The sequence below is a fragment of the Paenibacillus glucanolyticus NBRC 15330 genome (assembly GCF_004000885.1).
GTDB lineage: Bacteria > Bacillota > Bacilli > Paenibacillales > Paenibacillaceae > Paenibacillus_AQ > Paenibacillus_AQ glucanolyticus.
Genome location: NZ_BIMC01000001.1, coordinates 90333 through 114045 on the forward strand (window position 1 = coordinate 90333; position 23713 = coordinate 114045).

Annotated in this window: 21 protein-coding genes; 14 read left to right on the forward strand and 7 right to left on the reverse strand. The window is 49.1% G+C overall.

Going from position 1 to position 23713, the window contains the following annotated elements:
• Window positions 1-249: 249 nt before the first annotated feature.
• From PGL02S_RS00435 to PGL02S_RS00455, 5 genes are all read left to right on the forward strand, one after another.
• Entirely contained in the window at window positions 250-732 is a 483-nt protein-coding gene (locus PGL02S_RS00435; RefSeq protein ID WP_006210816.1) for a tetratricopeptide repeat protein, read from the forward strand.
• Between the two features lie 181 nt (window positions 733-913).
• The gene (locus PGL02S_RS00440) at window positions 914-1159 is read left to right on the forward strand and encodes a hypothetical protein (RefSeq protein ID WP_006210815.1); all 246 of its coding nucleotides are present in this window, start codon (window positions 914-916) and stop codon (window positions 1157-1159) included.
• A 395-nt stretch (window positions 1160-1554) separates the two neighbouring features.
• Complete coding sequence (locus PGL02S_RS00445; protein WP_036639547.1) at window positions 1555-4446, forward strand: discoidin domain-containing protein; 2892 nt, start codon at window positions 1555-1557, stop codon at window positions 4444-4446.
• 459 nt (window positions 4447-4905) lie between these two features.
• The gene (locus tag PGL02S_RS00450; protein ID WP_036639544.1) at window positions 4906-6678 is read left to right on the forward strand and encodes an ABC transporter ATP-binding protein; all 1773 of its coding nucleotides are present in this window, start codon (window positions 4906-4908) and stop codon (window positions 6676-6678) included.
• The gene (locus PGL02S_RS00455) at window positions 6675-8537 is read left to right on the forward strand and encodes an ABC transporter ATP-binding protein (RefSeq protein WP_006210811.1); all 1863 of its coding nucleotides are present in this window, start codon (window positions 6675-6677) and stop codon (window positions 8535-8537) included. Before PGL02S_RS00450 ends, PGL02S_RS00455 begins: the two co-directional genes overlap by 4 nt.
• A gap of 94 nt (window positions 8538-8631) precedes the next feature.
• On the opposite strand, the gene PGL02S_RS00460 is transcribed toward PGL02S_RS00455, so the two are convergent.
• Window positions 8632-9474, reverse strand: coding sequence for a hypothetical protein (locus PGL02S_RS00460; protein WP_036639372.1), 843 nt, complete (start codon window positions 9472-9474; stop codon window positions 8632-8634).
• Between the two features lie 310 nt (window positions 9475-9784).
• On the opposite strand from PGL02S_RS00460, the gene PGL02S_RS00465 reads away from it, so the two are divergent.
• Genes PGL02S_RS00465 through PGL02S_RS00480 form a run of 4 tightly spaced genes read left to right on the forward strand, consistent with a single transcriptional unit; the run spans window position 9785 to window position 13278 of the window.
• Complete coding sequence (locus PGL02S_RS00465) at window positions 9785-11164, forward strand: right-handed parallel beta-helix repeat-containing protein (RefSeq protein ID WP_036639370.1); 1380 nt, start codon at window positions 9785-9787, stop codon at window positions 11162-11164.
• Window positions 11164-11739: a nitrous oxide reductase accessory protein NosL gene (locus PGL02S_RS00470; RefSeq protein WP_006210808.1), complete on the forward strand. Its 576-nt coding sequence runs from the start codon at window positions 11164-11166 to the stop codon at window positions 11737-11739. Before PGL02S_RS00465 ends, PGL02S_RS00470 begins: the two co-directional genes overlap by 1 nt.
• Window positions 11729-12550, forward strand: a complete 822-nt coding sequence (locus PGL02S_RS00475) for an ABC transporter permease (protein ID WP_006210807.1) — start codon at window positions 11729-11731, stop codon at window positions 12548-12550. The genes PGL02S_RS00470 and PGL02S_RS00475 overlap by 11 nt, the downstream gene beginning before the upstream one ends.
• Window positions 12547-13278: an ABC transporter ATP-binding protein gene (locus PGL02S_RS00480; protein ID WP_006210806.1), complete on the forward strand. Its 732-nt coding sequence runs from the start codon at window positions 12547-12549 to the stop codon at window positions 13276-13278. The genes PGL02S_RS00475 and PGL02S_RS00480 overlap by 4 nt, the downstream gene beginning before the upstream one ends.
• 60 nt (window positions 13279-13338) lie before the next feature.
• On the opposite strand, the gene PGL02S_RS00485 is transcribed toward PGL02S_RS00480, so the two are convergent.
• Together PGL02S_RS00485 and PGL02S_RS00490 are read right to left on the reverse strand one after the other, a co-directional pair.
• Window positions 13339-13827 (reverse strand): FixH family protein, encoded by a 489-nt coding sequence (locus PGL02S_RS00485; RefSeq protein ID WP_006210805.1) that lies wholly within the window; start codon window positions 13825-13827, stop codon window positions 13339-13341.
• A 14-nt stretch (window positions 13828-13841) separates the two neighbouring features.
• Window positions 13842-15254: a PepSY-associated TM helix domain-containing protein gene (locus PGL02S_RS00490; RefSeq protein WP_036639367.1), complete on the reverse strand. Its 1413-nt coding sequence runs from the start codon at window positions 15252-15254 to the stop codon at window positions 13842-13844.
• Between the two features lie 138 nt (window positions 15255-15392).
• Between PGL02S_RS00490 and PGL02S_RS00495 the strand changes: the two genes are divergently transcribed.
• The 3 genes from PGL02S_RS00495 to PGL02S_RS00505 all read left to right on the forward strand — a co-directional run bounded on the left by PGL02S_RS00495 (window position 15393) and on the right by PGL02S_RS00505 (window position 17543).
• The gene (locus PGL02S_RS00495) at window positions 15393-15953 is read left to right on the forward strand and encodes a redoxin domain-containing protein (RefSeq protein WP_006210803.1); all 561 of its coding nucleotides are present in this window, start codon (window positions 15393-15395) and stop codon (window positions 15951-15953) included.
• 109 nt (window positions 15954-16062) lie between these two features.
• Window positions 16063-16887, forward strand: coding sequence for a sensor histidine kinase (locus PGL02S_RS00500; RefSeq protein WP_006210802.1), 825 nt, complete (start codon window positions 16063-16065; stop codon window positions 16885-16887).
• Window positions 16887-17543 (forward strand): response regulator, encoded by a 657-nt coding sequence (locus PGL02S_RS00505; protein WP_036639363.1) that lies wholly within the window; start codon window positions 16887-16889, stop codon window positions 17541-17543. Before PGL02S_RS00500 ends, PGL02S_RS00505 begins: the two co-directional genes overlap by 1 nt.
• 97 nt (window positions 17544-17640) lie before the next feature.
• Here PGL02S_RS00505 and PGL02S_RS00510 read toward each other — a convergent pair whose 3' ends face one another.
• The 3 genes from PGL02S_RS00510 to PGL02S_RS00520 all read right to left on the reverse strand — a co-directional run bounded on the left by PGL02S_RS00510 (window position 17641) and on the right by PGL02S_RS00520 (window position 20309).
• Entirely contained in the window at window positions 17641-17988 is a 348-nt protein-coding gene (locus tag PGL02S_RS00510; protein ID WP_006210800.1) for a hypothetical protein, read from the reverse strand.
• A gap of 204 nt (window positions 17989-18192) precedes the next feature.
• On the reverse strand, window positions 18193-19899 hold the full coding sequence (locus tag PGL02S_RS00515; RefSeq protein ID WP_036639361.1) for an ABC transporter ATP-binding protein: 1707 nt from the start codon (window positions 19897-19899) through the stop codon (window positions 18193-18195).
• A 68-nt stretch (window positions 19900-19967) separates the two neighbouring features.
• The gene (locus PGL02S_RS00520) at window positions 19968-20309 is read right to left on the reverse strand and encodes a hypothetical protein (RefSeq protein ID WP_006210797.1); all 342 of its coding nucleotides are present in this window, start codon (window positions 20307-20309) and stop codon (window positions 19968-19970) included.
• Between the two features lie 227 nt (window positions 20310-20536).
• On the opposite strand from PGL02S_RS00520, the gene PGL02S_RS00525 reads away from it, so the two are divergent.
• Window positions 20537-21016 (forward strand): nucleoside deaminase, encoded by a 480-nt coding sequence (locus tag PGL02S_RS00525; protein WP_036639359.1) that lies wholly within the window; start codon window positions 20537-20539, stop codon window positions 21014-21016.
• A gap of 42 nt (window positions 21017-21058) precedes the next feature.
• Here PGL02S_RS00525 and PGL02S_RS00530 read toward each other — a convergent pair whose 3' ends face one another.
• A complete protein-coding gene (locus PGL02S_RS00530; RefSeq protein ID WP_036639357.1) occupies window positions 21059-21844 on the reverse strand; it encodes an arylamine N-acetyltransferase family protein in 786 nt (261 codons plus the stop codon).
• Between the two features lie 115 nt (window positions 21845-21959).
• Here PGL02S_RS00530 and PGL02S_RS00535 point away from each other — a divergent pair, with 115 nt between their 5' ends.
• Window positions 21960-23618 (forward strand): YcdB/YcdC domain-containing protein, encoded by a 1659-nt coding sequence (locus PGL02S_RS00535; RefSeq protein WP_036639533.1) that lies wholly within the window; start codon window positions 21960-21962, stop codon window positions 23616-23618.
• Window positions 23619-23713 lie beyond the last annotated feature (95 nt).

Sequence of the window (23713 nt, forward strand, 5' to 3'; positions counted from 1 at the left end):
GCAGCGCATCGTATAGGAATGCAACTTCTGTCTGGTCAAGTAGAAGCGAAGGGATTAGCCGTTAGTATTCGAACAGATTTGTGCCGTGACGATTAGATAAATACAACAATTCAGTAGGCAGCCACCTCTATTTCTTAGGATGGACTAGGGAATCGAGGGTGGCTGTCTTCTGTTTTGACTTGTACGGAGGAGCGCTGGTAAGATAAGGAAGAGAATGTTTTGAAAAAGGAATCGAGAGGGATGTGACCTATGTCGACGATACAAACGGCAATCGAGCTTCGGTCAGCAGGCAAGTCGGAGGAAGCCAAGCAAATTCTTCTGGGTCTGCTGGAGCAATCGCCCGAAGATCCCGACATTCTGTATCAACTGGCCTGGGTACATGATCTAATGGGGCTCGAAGGTGAAGCAGTACCTTATTATGAGAAGGCGATTTCTTCCGGGTTGAAAGATCCCGAGCGGCGCGGCGCTTTGCTTGGTCTTGGAAGTACTTACCGTACACTAGGCTTGTACAATAAATCCAAGGAGATTTTTGAACGGGGAAGGCAGGATTACCCTCAGGCGAGGGAGTTTAACGTATTCTATGCCATGACATTGCATAATCTCGGTCAATACGATAAAGCGATGGAGTTTCTGCTGAAGGAGCTTGGCGAAACGAGCAGCGATGAGGGAATCCATCGTTACCAGAGAGCTATTGTCTTCTATTCCGACAAACTAAATCAAGTTTGGGAATAAATTTTTGCAAAAGAAACATAAATTATATTATGTAAACTAATTGTTTGGGTGGGTTGGTTTGACGGATAAATCATCATTGCCGTCTTTAAAATTAATTTGTTTTTAGGTTGTCTTCATCTCTCGCTAAGGTTCGGACCTTATACTAAGTATGTCACTAAGAGTGATGGAAGGAGCAACGCAGATGAACAAGAAGAATAAAATGAATATGTGGTCTATTGGGCTGGGAAGTGCTTTCCTGATGATGATGCTTGCCAGCAATGATCATGTCCAGGACGGACAAGCCCAATCCGGCATGGCTTCAAGCGCAGTCAGACCCAACGTGGCCATTCAATCCGTGAATAAGAATTCAACAGCCCAATCGCATGAAGACCAACAGATTACAACAGAAATGATTGATCAATTCTTAAAAATCGTAGCAGAGACATAAGTAAGTTCGCCTTGCGTCCCAATACGTAACCTTTATGAAGACCAGTCCCGATGTAAGGGGCTGGTCTTTTTGACACGTTGCTGTGCAGTTCCGGATCATGATCATAAAAATAATACCTCACATCTAAAAATCAATACATTCCATAAAATGTTATTTGGCCCGATAATTGTTTCAAATGCACTGGGGGGACATTCTCATGGACGACGTAGAGAAATACGTAAACAATGAGTGTCTGGTGGAAGTACCTCAGAGAAAGAAGGTGAAACGAACGCCCGTTATGCAAGCGCTTACCTTGGAGAGGAGCCTGTGATTAAGAATATAACAGCTAGCTGTTAAAGACACCGTCGGAATCAGGAATATTTTAAGGACAAACAAGGAGGTAGCAAATCTTGAACATGAAACGGTTCGTTTCATCGATATCCATTCTGGCTATCGTACTCGGTTTATATTCAGTGAACCCCGCCGCCACGGAAGCGGCAGATGTCGAAGTAACCGCTGCGAATTCAAGTATTTTTGGACCGAATGTATATGTATTTGATCCTTCAACTCCTGTCGCCGAAATAAACAATATCACAAACACCGTGTTCAGTCAGATGGAATCGAATGAGTTCAGCAGCAACCGGTACGCTTTCCTGTTTAAGCCGGGATCGTATAACGTTAATTTTAATGTCGGATTTTATACGCATGTAGCCGGTTTGGGACAGAATCCATCGGACGTTAATATTACCGGGGGATTGAATGTCAATGCGGACTGGGACAACGGGAATGCAACGCGTAACTTCTGGCGTGCCATCGAGAATCTGAGTATTACTCCATCCAGCGGCAAAACGCAAATTGCGGTCTCTCAGGCAGCTCCCCTGCGGCGTCTCCATATTAAGGGCGAGCTGGATCTGTTTGATTTTGATAACAATTGGAATGCAGGCTGGGCCAGCGGGGGATTCTTGGCAGATTCCATGGTTGACGGCATTGTGGTACCCGCCTCCCAGCAGCAATGGTTCTCGCGGAACAGTCAGTGGGCCAACTGGAACAATGGAGTCTGGAATATGGTGTTCGTGGGCAGCAACAATACACCGACCGGGCAATTTCCTGATCCTCCGTATACCGTGGTTGACAGAACGCCGGTAATTCGCGAGAAACCATACCTCTACGTTAATCAGGCCGGACAGTATCAGGTGTTTGTTCCCTCGCTTCAAACTAACAGCAAAGGGGTCAGCTGGGCGAATGGTTCGACACCGGGCCAATCGATATCCATCGATCAATTCTATATTGCGCAGCCTGGAACAGCAACAGCAGCCAGCATTAACAGTGCGCTAAGCCAAGGCAAACATCTGCTGTTTACACCGGGAAATTATCATCTGAACGATACGATTCGGGTCAATAACCCGAACACGGTTGTACTGGGGATTGGACTCCCTACGCTCATCCCGGACAATGGAAAAGCGGCGATGTCGGTTGCGGACGTGGACGGTGTAAAAATAGCGGGTCTGGTCCTTGATGCAGGGCCTCAGGAATCTCCCGTCATGCTCGAAATTGGCCCGAATGGAAGCTCGGGATTGCATGCTGCTAATCCGACATCGCTCCATGATATTACAGTAAGAACCGGAGGAGCCACTAGCGGGAAATACGATAAAGGCATTGTCATCAACAGCCACAACGTGATTGGCGATCACTTCTGGATCTGGCGCGCAGACCACGGTGCCGGGGCAGCCTGGAACACCAATGTGTCCAAGAATGGTCTTGTCGTTAACGGCAACAACGTGACGTTGTACGGACTGTTTAACGAACACCATAACGAATATCAGACGGTATGGAACGGAAACGGGGGTCGACTATATTTCTATCAGTCGGAAATCCCTTACGATGTTCCTAACCAACCCTCTTGGATGAGCAAGAACGGAAGCGTTAACGGGTTTGCCTCGTATAAGGTGGCTGATCACGTCACCAGCCATGAAGCGTGGGGGCTTGGCGTGTACTCGTATTTCAGAGACGCCGCTGTGAAACTTCAAAGCGCCATTGAAGTGCCGAATGTGCCCGGCGTCAAAATTCACCATGCCACCACCATCTGGCTTAACGGAGTACCAGGCAGTGAAATCACGCATGTCATTAATAATACAGGCGGAAAAGTGTATGCGAACTCGCCTGCTGAAGCCATGCGGCAAACGGTAGTCGAATACGCTGGCAGCGGTTCCGGTGATACAACAGCGCCAACGGTACCCGGGAACTTAGCGGCAGCGGCTGTCAGCAGCAGCCAAATCAATCTGAGCTGGACCGCTGCGACGGATAATATGGGTGTAACCGGGTATGACATTTACCGTAATGGAGTCCTGGTTGGCAGCGCAGCACAAACCTCTTACGCCGATTACGGATTAGCTGCCGCAACGACATATCAATATGCTGTAAGGGCTAAGGACGCAGCAGGCAATCTATCGGATTACAGCAGCACGGTAACAGCCGTAACGGCTCCAGACAGTGGCGGTGGCAGCTTGCCGCTGAACCGAAGCGGCTGGACCGTCATCTCCTCTCCAACGAGCGGGGATGTGCCTGAGTATATGCTCGATGGCAATATGTCGACACGCTGGAGCACTGGAGCCGCGATGGCACCTGGACAATACATTGTCATGGATATGAAGGCCGCAAAAAGCTTTGGCAAAATCGTGATGGATTCCACGGGCAGCAATGAGGATTATGCCCGTGGGTATGAAGTCTTTGTATCCAATGACGGCACGAATTGGGGCAATGCGGTTTCCAGCGGCAGCGGAAACGGACCTGTGATTACGGTGAATTTTGCGAATCAAAATGCACGGTATATTAAGATAGTACAGACCGGTACGGCCTCCAGCTGGTGGTCGATTACCGAGTTGAATGTGTACGGTTCGGAGAATACGGGGGGAGGCGCTGCGCTTGACCGTACCACTTGGACCGCAGCGTCTACACCTTCCAGTGGAGATATACCAGCCAACCTCCTGGATGGCAATATGTCGACACGCTGGAGCACGGGTGCAGCCATGGCGCCGGGCCAATACTTTGTCGTTGATATGAAAAGCGCGAAGAGCTTTAGCAAGATTGTGATGGATTCCACGGGCAGCGATGAGGATTATGCCCGCGGTTATGAAGTCTATGTATCCAATGACGGAACGAGTTGGGGAAATGCAGTTTCCAGCGGCAGCGGAAACGGACCTGTGATTACGGTGAATTTTGCGAGTCAAAATGCACGCTACATCAAAGTTGTACAGACGGGCACCGCATCAAACTGGTGGTCGGTTCGCGAGTTCAATGTATTCCAATAGCAATTAAAGCGTCAGCAGTCCTGGATCCGCCATTCGGAGCCAGGGCTTTTTTATATGATTGGATAAAGGCTGGGGGAGGGGGGCTTTCAATTGCAATTTAATTTACATCATTAAATATTAATTAGATGAATTCAAGATTGCTGTGATTTTTTTGAAAAACGGGAACCCACGTTCTTGTCATATCTTCCCAGTAAGCTTATTATTATCAATAGGGTTGTTTAAACGTTGACTTCAAGTGATGGGGGCGGAGGAATGAACGATAAGGATCGGAAATGAACCAGCTATTAGAAAAGGCAGCATAGCGATGTTCCTGATGGATTACGGAAGGTAATGGCATGATCTTATTCAATCTTCTGTCGCTGTGTAATCCGAATAGTTTGAACGGGATTGCTGTGAAGCAGCTTCCTACGACGTGTTACTCGAAGCGGGAGGGATTATGTACGAATGCAAAGCGATCAAATGTTAAAAAGCAAGCGAAGGACCGCGGGTGTTGGTGTCTACCGGGACATGCTTGTCCGATATGTATTCCCTCACAAAAGGCTGCTGGCAGCTTTAACGGGGCTGCTGTTATTTTCCATTGGACTGCAGCTGATTAATCCGCAGATCATCCGGTATTTTATCGATACGGCACAAGGAGAGGGCAGCATGGCCTCCCTTTATTACGCGGCCGGTTTTTTTATCGTATTTTCATTGCTTCAGCAAGGCGTATCCATTGCGGCGGCCTACTACAGCGAGAACCTGGGCTGGACGACAACTAACAAGCTGCGTGCTGAATTGGCGGAGCATTGTCTCTCTTTGGATATGAGTTTTCACAAAACGAAAACGTCAGGCTCGTTAATCGAGCGGGTGGACGGCGACGTCAACGCACTTGCTAATTTTTTCTCCAGTTTCATTATCCATTTGTTCGGCAATCTGATCCTCATGATCGGGATATTGGCACTTTTGTACCGGGAGAACTTCTGGATCGGATTTGTGATGACGGTGTTTGTTATCGGAAGCATCTACGTTATTCAACGGATACGGCAGTTTGCCATACCGGTATGGAAGCGGTGGCGCGAGCTGAATGCGGACTTCTATGGATTCATTGGAGAGCACCTCGAAGGTACGGAGGATACGCGAGCCAATGGAGCCGCAGGATATGTCATGAACCGATTCTATGAGATGGCCAGACGCATGCTGCCGGTTCGCGTTCGGGCGTTCATTGGATTTTTTCTGATGTGGAGTACAACGATATTGGTGTTTGCGCTCGGAAATGCCGCCGCTTTTATTGTGTGCTTCATTCTGTGGAAGAATGGACAGAGCGGCTTGACGATCGGTTCCATTTATCTTGTCTTCTATTACACGGAACTCCTTGCGAAGCCGATCGAGAAGATCCGTACCCAGCTGGAGGATCTGCAAAAGGCAGATGCCAGTTTGATGCGGGTCCGGGAACTGCTCGCGACCGAATCACTGATTAAAGACGGCCCGGGAGCTCAGCTTCCGTCTGGTCCGTTGTCAGTGGAATTCCGCAATCTGAAGTTTGCGTATGAAGAAGGTGGGAAAGCGACGCTTGAAGATCTGCAGCTGCGTCTGGAGCCTGGGCAGACGTTAGGATTGTTAGGGCGTACAGGCAGCGGTAAAACAACGATTGCACGCCTGCTGCTGCGATTCTATGATCCCCAGGAGGGGAGCATCGAGCTTGCAGGAATGGATATCCGGGGCTGCAAGCTCCATGAATTGCGTCGAAAAGTTGCCATGGTCACGCAAAATATTGAGATTCTTGAAGGGACGGTCCGTGACAATCTGACTTTGTTTGATGAGGGAATCGCTGACAGCGATATCGTGTCCGTTCTGGAAGAACTCGGTCTCGGGGATTGGTATGCCTCCCTTCCGAATGGATTAGATACGAACCTCGCCTCAGGCGGTGGCAGCCTGTCTGCAGGCGAGGCCCAGCTGCTGGCATTCGCACGCGTGTTCCTGACGGATCCAGGCCTCGTTATCCTTGATGAGGCATCATCGCGACTCGATCCGTTAACCGAATACCGGATTGAAGCAGCCATTACGCGTTTGCTGCAGGAGAAGACGTGCATCATCATTGCACATCGTCTGGCTACCGTCCAACGTGCCGACCGCATTCTCATTCTGGAGAATGGAAGAACGCTTGAGAGCGGACGCCGGGATGAGCTTGCTTCAGATCCGCAGTCGCGGTTTAGCCGCATGCTTGCCGTTGGAATGGAGGAGGTGCTGGCATGAAAACAAGACATTTTTTCTGGCGGCTGATTCTTTACCGCCCCGGTCTATATCTTTTGAACCTGCTGGCATGGTCCCTCATTCATATGGCACCGCTGGTTCCCGGACTGCTGACCAAGGCCTTCTTCGATCATCTGGAGGGTACATATACTTTCCCTTACGGAGTCTGGGCGATTGCGGTGCTTCTGATTGGTGCAGCTTTAGCCCGGATCGCACTTATCTACGGCGGATTTATGACAGACGTGCATTTTCGGTTCCGTATCAGCACCTTGCTGCGCCGCAATATGCTGTCCCATGTTATGAAAGAACCGGGAGCACGGGCAATTCCATGTTCCCCCGGGGAAGCAATTAGCAATTTCCGAGATGATGTTGATCAGGCCGAAGAAGCCACCAGCTGGTCGGTGGATACTCTGGGACTGATCGGTTTTGTTATGGTTGCCAGCTGGATTCTCATCTCCATTGATCTGCAGCTTACGATTCTCGTATTTGTCCCGTTAATTCTGGTGGTAACCGCAGCACAAATCGCAACGGCACGCATTCAGAAATACAGGGCGGCAAGCCGGGAATCAACGGCTAAGGTAACCGGGGCGATCAGTGAAATGTTTGCCAATGTCCAGGCCATTCAGGTGGCTGGCGCCGAGAAACGCGTAGTCGACCGGTTCGTAAGCCTTAGTGAGAAACGGCGTCAATCGATGGTTAAGGATAAGCTGTTAACGGAAACCTTGTCCTCCATATTCACCAACTCTGTCAATTTGGGTACAGGGCTGATTCTTGTCCTTGCCAGCTTCAAGATGCGGAATGGCGATTTTACGGTCGGTGACCTGTCTCTCTTTGTATATTATTTAACTTTTGTTACCCAGCTCATATCCAACGTAGGCAACTTCATGACCTATTACAAACAGATGGCGGTCAGCTTTCAGCGGATTAAAACGATGCTGCAAGGGGCGCCTGCGTCACTGCTTACAGCAGCCAACTATATCGGTATCGGTCGAGTTAAGGGCAAACGCAGGAGCCATGGCGAAGAAACCGGAAGTCGTGTGGCTGAACGGGATTCAGAGGCTATGGGGATGATGGAGAACTCAGCCATCTCCATGGCTGAAGACGGAGGGGAGAGCACTTATATTCAGGCACCTCCCCTCTCGATATTGGAAGTACGGGGACTCTCCTATCAATATCCTGAAACCGGACGCGGCATCTCGGACATTGACTTCACGCTGAAACGCGGTTCCTTTACCGTTGTTACGGGGATGATTGGCAGCGGCAAAACGACACTGGTTCGCACACTGCTGGGCTTGCTGCCGGCTGAAGCCGGTGAAATTCGGTGGAACGGCGAGAAGGTTGCAGAGCCAGCGGATTTCTTCATTCCACCTCAAAGTGCTTACACCGCTCAGATACCCAGGCTGTATAGCGACAAACTGCGCAACAACATCCTGCTTGGAATATCCGAACAGCCGGGAAGCCTGGATCGCGCGCTTTATGCAGCCGTTATGGAAGATGATATGAAGCATCTGGAATATGGTCTGGAGACGATGGTCGGTCCGCGCGGGGTGAAGCTGTCCGGCGGTCAGGCGCAGCGGACTGCTGCCGCCAGAATGCTGGTGCGGGACGCACAGTTGTATGTGTTCGATGACTTGTCCAGCGCACTCGATGTGGAGACAGAGCGGAAGTTATGGGAGCGGCTCTTCCGCGATCGAGACGGCGCGACATGTCTTGTTGTGTCTCATCGGAAGGCGGCGCTTCATCATGCCGACCATATCATAGTATTAAACGGTGGAGTAATCGAAGCTGAAGGTACAGCAGAGCAGCTGCTGCGTTCAAGCGAGAGCTTCCGTCAGCTGTGGTACGGTGAAGAAACAGGGTGAGAAGAGCAAGCTCATAACGGGTAGCGTTCATTGTCCCGCATCATAGCAATGCCGCAAAGACCTTTCGTCTTTGCGGCATTGCTTATTTATCTTGTTAAAGTTGATTGATTCCACGCCAAGTAGCTTCTAAATTAGAGGCGATATATTCCAGTATCGGTTTGCTGTAGAAATAACCGCTGTGAGCGAGCGGATTCCAGCTTGTCAACCAGTTTCCAACATTAACGGCCACATCTTTACGCACGGTGCGATCATATTCTTCATTTACGTTTTTGAGGGGGTATGCGAGGATATCGTCTGCATCATAGAAATTAACCCATTCGCCGAGAAGCTGGTGATGGTAGTTCTTCAACTGCTCGGAAGGAACCTCGATCGGTCTGTCAAAGTCACGGTAGCGCATGCTCCACAGGGGCAAGGTAGTACCCAGAGTGTAGAACAACGTCAGCAGTTCGCCTCGCTCCAAGGGAGATTTCGGGTCAATGACCAGACGGTGTCCGCGGGAGGAGAATTGCAGATCATAGAAGAAATTGCTTGCGATCACGCTCCCCAGGCTATGCGAGATGACACATAACGGAGCATGGGGACCGGCGGATAAGGTTAGTCTGTGGAGGGCTTCACTGATGGTCCGATGGACGGCTTCGTAGTTCTGGTCTTCGGATTCCACGGGCTGATAAGCTACCGCATCCGCCAGATTATGAATGACGTACTGCCTGAGCTGCTGGTAACGCAAACGATAAGGCTTTATGCTGCTGCGGATTAACTCATCTTCACGAGACGCAAAAACATCGGCCCAATGCACGGCTTCCATTGCCAATTGATCATGCGGAATTCCGGATGTTCGAGAGAAGGTTTCTTTTAATTTCTGCATAAATTTATCCGCATAATCTTTTTTCTGTGTTCCCAATCCGTGTATAATGATCACTGCAATTTTTTGCTCCATGCAACGGCAGCCCCCTTCATCGGAAATGGAATGAATGGATACCTTTACCTCTTTATAAGCGATATGTACTCCGATTGTAAATAGGTTATTACAGTGCATAGCACTGTGAGGGAATATCTCAGGGCTGAAGATGACCCCATAATTGTGAAAAATCTGTCCATAAATCAGAGACGATTTCGTTAGCATATAGCTCGATATGGTCATAGGACAAATTCAATTCCATTGATATAATCAGTTCATTCCAATACGAGCAGGGAGGGAAATGAGTGATGGTCTTTGGCATTCGTCCAGTTCATGGTGTCGATGCGATATGTTGACAAGAAGGCGAAATAAAACCGCAATCCTCTGTTTCACAATGGTTGCAGCCGTCTTGATAGGACAGGCAATCATCTCTGTCTCAACTGCCGAAGCAGAACTGGCCAATACAACTTCGAGCACTGGCGAGCTGCAAGCCCTGATAGATCAGGCGCACCCAGGGGAGCGCATCCGGGTTCCATCCGGGGTTTATGAAGGGTCATTAATACTATCGAAGAAGATTACGCTGGAAGCGGAGACGGAAGGAAGCGTATCCATCGTAAACGCCAACCCTAACACGAGGTCAGTCATACATATTGCAGCAGATGATGTGAAAATTTCGGGTATTCAGATCATTAACGAGTCTCCATCTAAAATTCCTGCGCTTCTCATAACAGGGGACCGCACCGTTGTGGAGAACATGAATATTCAGACAGCATCACAAGGCATAGTCCTCGAGGATGCGAATGATGGGCAATTCAGGAGCAATATCATTCAGTGGAGTGACTCGGCGGCAGACCGGGCCGTGAAGCTGTTTGATAAGGGAAACGGGATCGACTTGTATAATTCGCATCGGAACATCATTCGCGATAATACGATTCAGCGAGTGCATGATGGGATCTATATGGAGAATAGTGATGACAATCGACTGACCTTTAATGTGATTGAACATTCCCGTTACGGGATTCACAGCATGTATTCAAAAGGAGCCGTTATTCAGAATAACCAAGGGAATTTCAATTATACCGGGGCGATGATCATGGCGAGCCGTGAGGTAGAGTTAACCGGGAACGTGTTCAGAAAACAAAGCGAGAACGTAAACTCGCAAGGAATCCTGATCTTTCAGGTACAGGACTCTCTATTTAAGGACAATAAGGTGATTGGAAACCGGGTGGGTCTGTATCTGGAACAATCCGAGAACAATCGGATGGAGAATAATGAGATTGCGAATAATTTTATCGGCATTCAGCTCTTGGGTGCACGGGACAACCTCATCACGGGCAATACCCTGTCCGGGAATGTTACCGAAACATTGGCCCAGGACAGCGCCAACAATTCACTTGATCGTAATTATTGGGACTCGTTCCAAGGGATTGACACGGACGGCGACGGCATCAGCAACATTGCGTATGCGATCAATCCTTTTTTTCAGGGGCTTATTAAAGAACGACCGGCATTCCAGCTTTTCTTCCAATCACCGAGCATGGTATTTCTGGAAGGGCTGTACCAGGCTGACCAGAATACCTGGACCTCCGATGAGGAACCGCTCATGGTTCCGTTGACCTCTGATCAAACTTCCGGCCAAAAAGCTTCGTCTACCGCAAGCGGACTTATCGGAGCAGCTTTATTGATCTTAACGTTATCTATTTTACAATGGGCAAGGAGAAGAGAATGATGAAATGGACAAGAAGTTCCAAATCGTACCGGGTTTCGCTAACTGCGCTGTGTATATTGGCCGTTTGGCTGATGACCGCTTGTGGGAGCAAGGACTATAAACCGCAGGCTATTAATGAAGAAACCGATCGCTGCGTTATTTGTAACATGGCGATAAAAGATGACGTATTTGCGACTCAAATCATCACGACTGACGGTCAGTCGCTAAAATTTGATGATATTGGCTGCATGAATGAATGGATCACGCAAAATGGTACCGATACGGTAGGCGCTACGTTTGTCAGGGATTATAACAGCAGCCAATGGCTGAAATACGAAAAAGCCTATTACGTTTATGATGCATCCATCAAAACACCGATGGCATACGGTCTGGTTTCGTTTGAACAAAAAACGGAGGCCGAGGCGTTCATGAAGGAACAAGGCGCAGGCAAACTCATGACAGCCGAACAATTGGAGGACCATTCCTGGGAAGTCAACCGAGACATGATGGATATGGGATCACATGACCATTCCCACACTGAAGAAACAGCTGATGCGGAAGAGACCCACAAGGAAGAAGAACATCATGGTAAATGATGCGGTGCATATTGCCGTCAGAGAAATGAAGATGGGGTTTCGCAATCCGTGGTCCTATTCATTCATGGGACTGTTTGGATTGTTTATGTTATGTTTGCTGCTTATTAATAACGGCGGCTATGTGGAGGGATACTCCAGCATAACGGGTACCATGCTGAATTTGATATTGTACCTGCTTCCGCTGATGACGTTGATGCTGGGCGCGTTCTCCCTGACAGGCGATAAGGAGGACGGAAGCTGGGAGCTTCTATCGTCTTATCCGCTCCGAACGTTGTCTTTTATATTAGGGAAGTTTGCGGGGCTTGCTGTCGTTCTGTTTGTTCTTGTTTCCTTCGGCTTTGGCCTGTCGGCCGTTATGGGGTGGATCACGGGCAGAGGTCTGGACGCACATACTTACATTCTGTTATATGGCTATTCGATCAGTCTGGCGCTTATGTTTCTGGCGGTATCCTTTCTGATCGGCACCGTGGCTGTCAATCGCTGGCAAGCATTGACCGTTGCTGTTGCGGTATGGTTTTTCGCCATTATCGCATGGTCACCTCTGCTTATTGCGGTGCTTGGCATGATGCCTTACGGTTGGATAAAACCCAGCATTTCTGTGTTTACCTTGTTTAATCCTGCAGAATTGTCGCGGATATTTGCTGTGGTGAAACTAGGCGGCGGCTCCGTTCTCGGACCGCAGTATTACGATTGGGTCCGATGGATTCGGCAGCCGATGGGTTCGGCGGGTTATATCATAGCCATTCTGGTCTGGGTAGGGGCATCAACCGGTTTGACTCACTGGCTGTGGGAGAGGGGGAGAGCGCGATGAGTGAAACATTTGTACAAATGACTGATGTAGGCAAAACGATCAAGGGTCAGATCATCGTCAACCAGCTAAACCTGAAGATTCCAAGGGGACAGGTTGTGGCTCTCCTGGGAGGAAACGGCGCCGGCAAGAGTACGATTCTCCGGATGCTGGCCGGAATCATCCAGCCCACCCGCGGGGACATCCGGGTAGGGGATTGGAGCTGGAAGGAGAACCGCAGAGGATATGCGGAACTTATCGGTTATATGCCTGACGATTACAGATTCAGTCCTGGACTGACGGCAAGGGAGACGATGGCCTTCTGGGCTAAACTTAAGGGACTGACGGCAAAGCACGGCGATGATATGCTTGCCCGGGTCGGATTGGAGCATACCGGAAACAAAACGGTCTCCTCCTTCTCCAAGGGGATGCGGCAGCGCGTTTTGTTTGCGCAAGTATTGTTGGGGCAGTCCCCTCTTATCATCATGGATGAGCCCACGAACGGTATGGATCCCTATTGGATGCAAAGCTTTGTGGAAATGGTTCGCGAAGCGGCGTACCGAGGTCAGACGGTGTTGTTCTCAACACACCAGCTCCACATCGCGGAGGCTTTGGCAGATCGAATATTATTTCTCAAGGAAGGCGCGATTCGTTTCGAAGGGTCCGGTGAAGATATTCGGCAGCAGTTGGGTTCATCAGGCATGGAGAAAGCATTCGATTATTTATTCGGTATAGCCGATGGTCCCAGATGAGTAAGAGCCGTAAGTGACAGTTGACCTGCTCACGACGGCTCTTTTGCTTATCGTATGTACTTAATGATGGTGGTGTCCTCCTCCGTCAGGAGTCTGGACAGCGTCACCCTTAAGGGACTGTTCGATTAGAGCTAGCTTCTCGACTGCTTCATTGCCAATCGCAAAATACCGGGAAGGCATCACCTGATAATCCTTCGAATGGACTCGGCACGTTACAACATAGAGTCCCTTATCCAGTTTCTGGCTGGCTTCATAGAGTCCCGGTTTCGTTTGGTGACCCTCAACCATTTGTACAGCTTCCGGATCGTTCTCAGGGAAAATTTCAAATTGCACCCGATCGGCATCCTGGAACGGTTGTTCATTGTGCTCGATGGCAACGGAGAAGGTTTTGTTGTTGTCCGAATCCGCCCTTGTTGTGATCTGTAAGTCAACCGACAGGTGAGGGAGAAGGCCGTCTGCCGATGGGGACGGATCATGGGAAGTGCATCCGCACAGCAAGAGCATCATGAGCAACAAACCGAATACAGCTGTTTTTATTTTAGATGGCATTTGCGCAACTCCTCCTAGGCTGTAAACCAGTGTTTTAGTTGTTTAATATGACGAATGATCAGTACATCGAGCAGCAAGACAACCAGAATGGATACACCGACCAGCGGCATGATCACCCCAAAGCACAGCATAATCGCCAGCACCCCTATGGTCAGTCGTTTGTCCTTCGCTCGGCCCGGTGCTCCAAGCTTCCCTGAAGGCTTGCGTTTACGCCACATGAAGTAGGAGCTGATCGCGATAAGCATGATGCCGATGCAGGTCAAGAGGCCAAGAATCTGATTCGCAACCCCGAACAATCGTCCTTCATGGAAGGCAATGCCGAGCGTGATCGCTTTGGCCATGATGCCATAATCCTGAAACCGAACATCGGTCAGGATGGCTCCACTATACTGATCGACATGCAGCGTAGCATTAAGACCTGGCTTCTTATGGTCGGTAGAGATGGTATACACCCCGCTGTTTCCATTCGGCATGGAGATGGTGTAAGGCTTCTGAACGTTTTTCTGGTCTGCGATTCCGGTCATTTCATTAACATCCAAACGGATATAGCTGCCGCTCATCGATGCAGGTACCGGAATGTTCTCGGCGGCCCATGGAATGTCTTCGGCAACATCTTTTGCGACCGTAACCGATTGGGGCTTGTCCATAAAACCTAATGCATACGGGGGATAATTGGTATGCGTGGCATTGGCAAACCGATCGATTTGTTTACCCAGTACGCCTGACCACGGAAGTCCGCTGAGGATGAGAATCACGATGCTGATGGACAGCCAAAAAGCAGGGACGGCATGGAGATCACGCCAGAATGTGCGGCTGCCTCGTTTGCCTAATCGGGGGAGCAGCGTACCCCATATCGCTGATTTATTGCGCGGCCACCATAAATAGAGACCTGTAATGACAAGGATGACGGCCCAGCAGGCTGATAGCTCGACGAGCCGGTTCGGCCATGTTCCGCTCATCAGCAATTGGCTGTGCATTTTTTTGAAGAAAGCGGAGAAGGTTTGGTCGCTGTTCTGAATCCCGCGGATCGTGCCTGAATAGGGATCGGCATACAGGATAACGGATTGTTCATTGCGTATGGCCGACATTCTGAACGTGGACTCCGGGTGATCAGGCAGGGTGATCGAGGATATCTTGGTACCCGGATAAGCACCCTCTGTCTTGGCAATGATCTCGGATGGACGGAGTGCCTGCGAGCCCACTTCGCGTACAGTGAGCATGTCCTTGTACAAGTACCCTTCAATCTGCGGCTTGAACAGATACATGGACCCGCTGAACGCCAGAATAATCAGAAACGGTGCGAAAATAATACCAGCATAAAAATGCCATCTCCATACCGACTGATAAAGGGAAGTCGTCCAACGGACACGCGGTTTTTTGGATCTTGTTGCTGGGGTGATAGCATCCTCTTCTAACATACTTTTCATCAATCATTACTCCCTGTTAAACTGGAATTTTTCTTACAATTGTTATTATAGATGCGACTCTATCTAGCACCTATGGCTCGAAGTAGTCATTTTCATCGGTTTTTGACAATATTTTGATGATGCTTAAAGGAGGTCAATATGATTCGCAAAATTTCCACAGGAAATATTCGAGTGATCCGGCACCTGTTGTTAGGGGGTGCACTGATCCTCATTGTCATTCTGACAATGAAGTCGGTTCTTACATACACCGCTAACGAAGCCGATGTTCGAATCGGCCATGAAGTCCCTGATTTTACGTTAACCACGATGGACGGAAAGGAGATACAACTGAGTGATTTCAGGGGATCGGGGGTATTGCTCAATTTCTGGGCTTCCTGGTGCAACCCTTGTGTTAACGAGCTCCCTCTTATGAACGAGGCTTCCAAGAAAATGCATGGCGTGGAGGTGGTGGCCGTCAATGTCGGAGAAGACGCAGCCATCGTAGAGCGGTTTGCAGAACGCTATGATCTGGAATTCAAGATCTTGCTGGATCAGGACAATCAAGTGAAACGCCTGTACCGCATCACAGGTTTGCCAGCGACAATTCTGATCGATAAGAACGGCATCATGGTTGATCGCGTCGTCGGCGAGCTGGATGATTACAGCCGTATCCTGGGTCTTATGCAGCGGGTTCAGTCAAGCCAATCCGATCTCCAATAGCTCTTTGGAGCCATACCGATATATAATGATATTGATTACAATGAGGGAATAACGAGCTTGACCAGACATCACGAGATAAGTCATGAAATTAACGAAGGCGGGAAATAACATGTCCTATAAACAAATGAAATGGTTGATCTTAATCATTCCAACCTTGACGATTGGCATCTGGGAGTATGTTCGCCATGAGTTCCTGCTGCCTTATATATCGATGGATTTAGGGAATTGGCTTGCGCCGGTGATTGTGTTTTTGGTATCCATTCTGTTTCTGACGCAGCTGTTCTCGTTGATAGAGCGTAACCAGGCGGAGCTGAATGAAGCCCGGGCGCTGCATGCATCCCTGCAGGAGCGGGAGAAAATTGCCCGCGAGCTTCATGATGGCATTGCACAATCCCTGTTTTTGCTGAATGCTCAGATCGATCGGATGGAGGCCATCGGAGACTCCGGGGAACTTCCGTATCAGGAGGTCAAAGAGAGTGTGCATCGTGCCAATACGTATGTGAGAGAGGCAATCGCCAATCTCAGATACCCTATAGATCCGGAGTCGGTCTCCTGGATGCAGAGCATGAACAGTCTGATAACTGAAATTAAGCAGGAGACCAACCTCCAATTTGATATACAGTGGGATATTCCGGACACGATGCTGTCTGCCAAGGAAAAAGTGGAGCTTCTGGCCTCAATAAGGGAATCCTTATTGAATATCCATAAACACGCCGAAGCAAAGCATGTATGCATAACGGCGGTAGAAACGGACTCAGGCTGGAAATGTTCCGTCAGCGACGATGGAAGGGGCTTTGAGTTGAACAAGCCGCTCAGCAGCAACCGATACGGGATCAAAATTATGAGAGACCGGGCAGAGGCCATGGGCTGGAAATTCATGATGGAAAGACTGCATAACAAAACGATTATTAGCATTCGGAAGGAGATCACCTAATGAATAAACAGCCTTTTCGGGTATTAATCATCGATGACAGCGATCTTGCGAGAGAAGGAATCCGCACCATCTTGAGCAGTGATTCTACCTTTGAGGTGGTAGCTGAGGGGCAGAGCGGCGAGGAAGCCCTGGAGCTCACGGAGAAATGGATGCCTGACATCATCCTGATGGATATTCAGATGCCTGGAATGGGCGGACTAGAAGCGACCAAGCAGGTCAAGGACAAGTTTCCTTACGTTAAAATCGTGATGGTCACGGTATCCGATGATATCGCCCATCTGTTTGATGCCTTGAAGCGCGGAGCGCAGGGGTATCTGTTAAAGAACCTGAATCCTGAATCGTGGCATGAATATCTGAAAGCTATAGCCGTGGACGAAGCGCCGATGAGCCGTGAACTCGCTTTTCGAATACTGAAGGAGTTCTCGCAGCAAGAGAAACCGGATCCAGGCAACAGTCCGCTAACCGCACGGGAAAGAGAAATTCTGGGCCGCGTGGCCGAAGGTTTGTCCAATCGCGATATCTCTGTCGCCTTGTGCATATCCGAGAATACGGTCAAGAATCATCTGAAAAATATTTTGCAAAAGCTGCATTTGGAGAATCGGGTTCAGCTTACCCGCTATGCCTTTGAGCAAGGCTGGATGGGGAAGAGAACGTAAGTATAGCCGCAGATGATACCAATCTCCAATACGGTTTAAGGGATGAAGAGGACACGAAATTTAAGATTCCGGCAAAAGAAACCGGTGCATGGTGTGTCTATTTCTGTTTAACAAGGAAGATGCCAACCGCAATGACTCCGATGCCGACCCAGTTCTTCCAAGTTGGAACTTCCTTCAGGAACAGGTAAGCCACTCCTAATGAAATCAGGATTTCCAGGCATTTAGAGAAGATGAGGGTGTAGCCTAATTGATCGGTAGCTTTGTATCCATAGCGGATCCCGTATCCTATGCACATATTGGCAATGAGGAACAAGGGGAGCATGAACAACTGAAACTGCAGCGTAGGCCAGAAAAGATGCTGGATATGCTTGGTTTGGTATGAAAATACGAGATTGATGATCGACAGACCGCCGAAGAGCAAGCCGATACTGTAGATGTAGAACATAAAGCGCCTCCTATAACCATAGTCATTGCGGTACGCCATTAATGTTTCCTCGCAACAACTTTTTTATCCATGGACAATTTGAACGAATGCTGTTGTGCAGTCCTGCTGAAATTTTGTAAGGCCTTCGGTGCAAGCGAAGAGTGTGCTTGGCAACATAAAAAGGATGGCTCCCTTACAACCGGGAACCATCCTTCTTTCATATGCTTAATGAACTTGATGAAGCCGGCTGTACACGCCGCCGGAATGAATCAATTCCTGATGTGTGCCCTGTTCGGCAATGCCATCGGAATTCACGACGATAATCCGGTCCGCACTCTGAATCGTGGTCAGGCGGTGAGCGATAACCAGCGTTGTTCTGCCCACCGACAGTTCTGCAAGCGACTTCTGGATTTGGGCCTCCGTCTCTGTATCCAGTGCGGACGTGGCTTCGTCCAGGATCAGAATCGGCGGGTTCTTAAGGAACATTCTCGCAATGGATAATCGCTGCTTCTGACCGCCGGACAGCTTGACTCCGCGTTCCCCGATGATGGTCTCCATGCCGTCTGGCAGGCTGCGTATCAGGTCATCCAGCGATGCGCGCCGAGCGGCTTCCCAGATTTGATGATCGGTTGCATGTAAATCGCCATACGCGATATTGTCCCGGATCGTGCCGGAGAACAGGAAGACATCCTGCTGCACGATGCCGATATGCTTGCGCAGGCTTCGCAATTGGACATCCCGGATATCGATTCCATCAACCGTAATGCTGCCTTGCTCCACCTCATAGAAGCGGGGGAGCAGACTGCAGATCGTCGTTTTGCCCGCACCGGAAGGACCGACAAACGCGACGGTTTCCCCGGCACGAATCGACAGGTGAATGTTATTCAAAATGGTTCTTGACGACTCATATCCAAAGGTTACCCCTTCAAAGCGGATATCTCCCCGGACGGAGGAGAGGGAAACGGCATCAGGGGCATCCGCGATTTCCGGATCGGTTTCCATAATCTCCAGGTAACGTTTAAAGCCGGCAATGCCTTTGGGATAACTCTCGATAACCGCATTGATCTTCTCGATCGGGCGGAAGAAGATGTTGGAGAGCAGCAGGAATGCCATGAACTCACCCATTTCAAGCTTGCCCTGGATAAAGAACCAGGCACCGCAGATCATAACAAACACCGTGATTAATCTCATTAGCATATAGCTGACCGACATGCTCTTTGCCATGGTTTTGTAAGCCAGCAGCTTGGTGGCACGGAACTGCTTATTCTCCTCGGCAAACAGCTTCTTCTCATGTTCTTCATTAGCAAACGACTGAACGACACGGATACCGCCAACGTTGTCTTCGATGCGGGCATTGAAATTCCCTACATTCCCGAACAATTGTCTATACGTTGTTGTCATCCTCCCGCCGAATTTGATGATCAGCCATGCCATGAATGGCACGATGATGAAGGTTAGCAGTGCAAGCTCCAGATTAATGTAAGCCATTAGGGAGAACGATCCGAGCAATGTCATGATGGCAATAAACACATCCTCCGGCCCATGGTGAGCTACTTCTCCGACATCGTTCAGATCATTCGTGATGCGGCCCATGAGGTGGCCGGTTTTGTTGTTGTCAAAGAAACGGAAGGATAACTTCTGAATATGAGAGAACATGTTCTCCCGCATATCCGTTTCAATATTAATGCCCAGCATATGTCCCCAGTAGGTCACAATATATTGCAGCGCGGTGTTCAGCGCATAGATGGACAGCAGGACGATACAGGCGATAAGGATCAACGGCCAATCCTGGCTTGGCAGCAGATCATCAATAAATTTGCTAACGGCCAGCGGAAAAGCAAGCTCAAGGAGTCCGGCGATGACCGCGCACGTAAAATCAAGAATGAACAATCCCTTATAAGGACGATAGTACGAAAAAAACTTTCTGATCAAGTATCATCACGCTCCAAGTTATACCTCTGTCAGGGTTATGGGTTTGAATAAACAATGTCTAACAGCCATTAACGGCTGTCACTGGGCTGCTTCGTATCATACAACTCAAAAGCTTGAATGTACTCGTGAATGATCTGATCCACGGCCTTCAGCTCTCCGCTGACCACGTCTTTAATTGCTTGAAAGTCGGGGTCATTTACCTGCTTCTTCAAGGTATCCCGTTTCACATATAAATGGTCTAGAAAAGACAGCGCACGCCCCCTGCGAAACGTCTGCGCCATCTTACCGCCTTCTCTGCCGCCGTGGTGTTCCTCAAGACGTCTTCCGTGACGCCCGCCCTGACGGTGGCTATCGCGATGGCGGAATTCCTCCCGGTTCTGGCCCGGCATATCCTGATCCTCTTTTCGCATGCAGCACGACCTCCTTCAAAATTAATTGTATACGTATGTATACCTCATAATTTGATTGTATACGTTCGTATACAATTTCGTCAATCCATTTATTTAGGATATTGGAAAATTCGAGGAGACAGAGGGAAGATATGCTATGATTATACATAATCGCCCCGAGGAGAATGTAGAGGGATTGTGACCACGGGAGCGTAGAGAGTAGAGACCATAGAGGGGAGCTTAACGCAATGACCGAACCTAATCATGAATACTGGATGCAGATAGCCATCGAGGAAGCCCATCAAAACGTTCAGAATGTGGAGGGTGGACCTTTTGGAGCGATTGTCGTTAAAGAGGGGAAAGTGATAGGCAGAGGCCGGAATCTGGTTACTGCTCTGAATGACCCTACAGCTCATGCCGAAGTGCAAGCGATACGAGAAGCATGCCTGCATATGGAGGATTTTCAGTTAAAGGGCTGTACGATTTATACCAGCTGCGAGCCTTGCCCGATGTGCCTGGGAGCTATCTATTGGTCAAGACCGGACGCCGTCTATTATGCAAGCACCAAAAAAGAGGCAGCCGAGATCGGGTTTGATGATCATTTTATATATGACGAGATTGCAGCACCCATGGAACAGCGTTCGATTCCCATGAAGCAGATTCAGACCGATGATTATTTGCTGCCCTTTCAAGCTTGGAGCTCAGCCGAGCGCAAAATTGAATATTAACATGAAGAACCCGGGTTTCCTGTAAGGGTAGCCCGGGTTTGTTTATGACTTGGCAATTTTGATGCCAAAATAAGTATTGAGCGCATTCGCATATTCCTGCTCGTTGCCTGGCTTAAAGGAATGGACGCCGCTGGGCTTGTAGATTCTGAATTCGTCATTGTCAACAGTGTTTCTGCCTTCTGCCGTACGGATGGATACTCGGGCGGTTTTGTTAAAGGGCGATTCGGGAGCATGCTCGCACCAGAATGAAGTCGTAATGAAATCTCGGGGGAGATTCGTTTCATCCGTAAAGGAGAATACGGGATCCCAGGCTTCCTTCTTCCACTCCTCAAGCATCCAGCCGTATGCTTCTGTTTGTACGAGACGGTAGGTTTCATTGCCCTGGGTTTGTTCCAGGCCATCCACCAGCTCCAGCGGCTGACGCGGACCTGCCCCTCCCACACCAACATCGGCAATAAAGCGCTGCTCCCCGATATTTATCTGCAGAATATGATGCCTGCGTTTGGCTGGAGTATCGGTTTCATCCCGCCAGAAGCGGCCGAAGTAATGAGTGACCTCAAAACCCAGCTCCTGCAGCAGCCAGCCAAACAGGGCATTCAGCTCGAAGCAGTAACCGCCGCGGTGCCTCGTCACGATTTTATCGTAAAGATGGGGGATATCCAGCGAAAGGGGAATCCGGTCCAGGATATCGAGATTTTCATAGGGTACGGTGTGCACATGCTGCTCTTGCAATCTGGCAAGCATATAGGCACTATTTACAATTGGGCCGGTGTATCCAATACGATCCAGATACTGGTTTATGTCCAGGGTATTGACCTTGTTATTCATTTCATCACCGCAACTTTCGTATTTGGTCAGCTTGGTAGAACGTAGCGAAATATAATTATATACTTTATATCATAAATCAGAACTTTCTAATAGAGAAGGAAACGGAGTGGAGATTATGCCGATGGATATGACCGCCCTTCTGACGGCAGCTAGAAAAATAACATTCATACCTGAGCATTATAGACTTGTTATGGAGGACAATACCCCTAAGGGTTTTAATGAAAGAGCAAGAACGTTTATTTGGGAGGATCCTCAGCTTAAAGATCATAAAATCGAGGTATCTTTAAGTTTGAAAACCGGACAGCTGATGAGGCTGGAAATCGAACAGGAGTCACATGAATCGATGGAGGAGGCTGTTGCAATTGAACAGGCGAAGAAGGCCGCGAAAGCGTTCATGAGCAAGTTTCATCCGGATCATAAAGGGTTGACCTCTATTCACGCTGAGTTTAAGAGAAACCGCTATGATGTCGAAATCAGGGCCGAAGTAGGAGGATTGCCTCTGCCTAATACCGGATGTGAAGTCAGACTTGATCAAAATTTAAATGTGGTCCGATATCAGGCGGACGAATACACGGGGGTGGAATTTCCCGGTTGGCCTGCTGAAATCGTCACCCCTGAGGCAGCGAAGGAGCGAATCATTCAGGATATCCATATGGGGTTAATCATTACGACATTATATCCGTCTGTGTACGAACTGGAAGGGAATGAGGATCAGCATCGTCTGGTCTATGAACCGGTTCAAGGACGTCGCAAGATCGATGCCGTGACGGGTGAGCCCTTGTTTGCTCTGCAGCACGATCTGCTGCCGCCTACGGTTCCAATTCCCCCTGCTCATGATGAGATACAGCAGCCGTCCAAGGGGACTGAAGGAGCATTGCTTGAGGCGATGGCTCATTCAAACCCCGAAACGGAGAATATGTCCTTGGATGGATACACAAGCCTGATTCGCTTCTGGGAGGCACAGCTTGGCATAGATACCACAAGGTACGTTCTGGATCGGCCTAGAGGAGACGAGGAGAACCTAATTCTATTATATTTTGAAAAAAACCTCGTGAACGATGAAACTGGGGCGGATCAGGAGAGTTGTCCCACAACGGACCCGTTATCCGTTGACGGATACATGGAAAGACGATGGGGAGATGCACTTCGAAACTTTGATGCAACTTATATGGTACATATTGATAAATCGACGGGCCATCTGGAAAGGCTGCATTATAAGCTAAGGAGCCCTGAGGGTGAAGCGGTGTTAACGCGTGAGCAATGCTGGAGGGTCGCAGAACGATTCTTGCAGCGGTTCTTCCCTGAATATGCGGCATACTTGCAATTGGAAGTGGAGTGGGATGAAGAGGAGCCGGTAGCGGATCAAGAGCTTGAGGAAGAACAAGGCGCAGCTGAACCGCGCAAGCGGGAGAACTTCTATCTACCGTTATTTGTTGATCAATACAGGGTCAGGCTCGAGCGTGTTCATATCAGCGTAAGTACCATTACAGGAGAAGTCCTTCTCTACCGCAGTGTGTCGAAGGAGAGAATTGTAGAGCTGGAGGCCTGCCGGTTTGAGCCCATGGTTTCGCCCGAGGAGGCGCTTGCCCGTTACGCGGATCAGCTCGAAGTATCGCTTAGATGGTTCATGGACGGTGACGACAACACATCATGCTACAAATTAATCTATGATCCCGTCTACAAGAGGAGAGCAGAGCTGGAAGGAACAACTGAATCGCATGTACTGGAATTCATCGATGCCATGAACGGAGAGCCTGTGTGGATGAAGATGTAAGTGTTTATAAATGTTCATATTATGCCATATCACAAAAAAGGGTGCCCAACCGCCAGAAACTGGCGAGGGGCACCTTTTCTTATATAACAGCTCAA

Excerpts from the sequence above, each read along its gene's own strand:
- PGL02S_RS00435 (WP_006210816.1), top strand. The coding sequence starts at position 250 with ATGTCGACGATACAAACGGCAATCGAGCTTCGGTCAGCAGGCAAGTCG.
- PGL02S_RS00440 (WP_006210815.1), top strand. The coding sequence starts at position 914 with ATGAACAAGAAGAATAAAATGAATATGTGGTCTATTGGGCTGGGAAGT.
- PGL02S_RS00445 (WP_036639547.1), top strand. The coding sequence starts at position 1,555 with ATGAAACGGTTCGTTTCATCGATATCCATTCTGGCTATCGTACTCGGT.
- PGL02S_RS00450 (WP_036639544.1), top strand. The coding sequence starts at position 4,906 with ATGTTAAAAAGCAAGCGAAGGACCGCGGGTGTTGGTGTCTACCGGGAC.
- PGL02S_RS00455 (WP_006210811.1), top strand. The coding sequence starts at position 6,675 with ATGAAAACAAGACATTTTTTCTGGCGGCTGATTCTTTACCGCCCCGGT.
- PGL02S_RS00460 (WP_036639372.1), bottom strand. The coding sequence starts at position 9,474 with ATGGAGCAAAAAATTGCAGTGATCATTATACACGGATTGGGAACACAG.
- PGL02S_RS00465 (WP_036639370.1), top strand. The coding sequence starts at position 9,785 with ATGTTGACAAGAAGGCGAAATAAAACCGCAATCCTCTGTTTCACAATG.
- PGL02S_RS00470 (WP_006210808.1), top strand. The coding sequence starts at position 11,164 with ATGAAATGGACAAGAAGTTCCAAATCGTACCGGGTTTCGCTAACTGCG.
- PGL02S_RS00475 (WP_006210807.1), top strand. The coding sequence starts at position 11,729 with ATGGTAAATGATGCGGTGCATATTGCCGTCAGAGAAATGAAGATGGGG.
- PGL02S_RS00480 (WP_006210806.1), top strand. The coding sequence starts at position 12,547 with ATGAGTGAAACATTTGTACAAATGACTGATGTAGGCAAAACGATCAAG.
- PGL02S_RS00485 (WP_006210805.1), bottom strand. The coding sequence starts at position 13,827 with ATGCCATCTAAAATAAAAACAGCTGTATTCGGTTTGTTGCTCATGATG.
- PGL02S_RS00490 (WP_036639367.1), bottom strand. The coding sequence starts at position 15,254 with ATGAAAAGTATGTTAGAAGAGGATGCTATCACCCCAGCAACAAGATCC.
- PGL02S_RS00495 (WP_006210803.1), top strand. The coding sequence starts at position 15,393 with ATGATTCGCAAAATTTCCACAGGAAATATTCGAGTGATCCGGCACCTG.
- PGL02S_RS00500 (WP_006210802.1), top strand. The coding sequence starts at position 16,063 with ATGTCCTATAAACAAATGAAATGGTTGATCTTAATCATTCCAACCTTG.
- PGL02S_RS00505 (WP_036639363.1), top strand. The coding sequence starts at position 16,887 with ATGAATAAACAGCCTTTTCGGGTATTAATCATCGATGACAGCGATCTT.
- PGL02S_RS00510 (WP_006210800.1), bottom strand. The coding sequence starts at position 17,988 with ATGTTCTACATCTACAGTATCGGCTTGCTCTTCGGCGGTCTGTCGATC.
- PGL02S_RS00520 (WP_006210797.1), bottom strand. The coding sequence starts at position 20,309 with ATGCGAAAAGAGGATCAGGATATGCCGGGCCAGAACCGGGAGGAATTC.
- PGL02S_RS00525 (WP_036639359.1), top strand. The coding sequence starts at position 20,537 with ATGACCGAACCTAATCATGAATACTGGATGCAGATAGCCATCGAGGAA.
- PGL02S_RS00530 (WP_036639357.1), bottom strand. The coding sequence starts at position 21,844 with ATGAATAACAAGGTCAATACCCTGGACATAAACCAGTATCTGGATCGT.
- PGL02S_RS00535 (WP_036639533.1), top strand. The coding sequence starts at position 21,960 with ATGCCGATGGATATGACCGCCCTTCTGACGGCAGCTAGAAAAATAACA.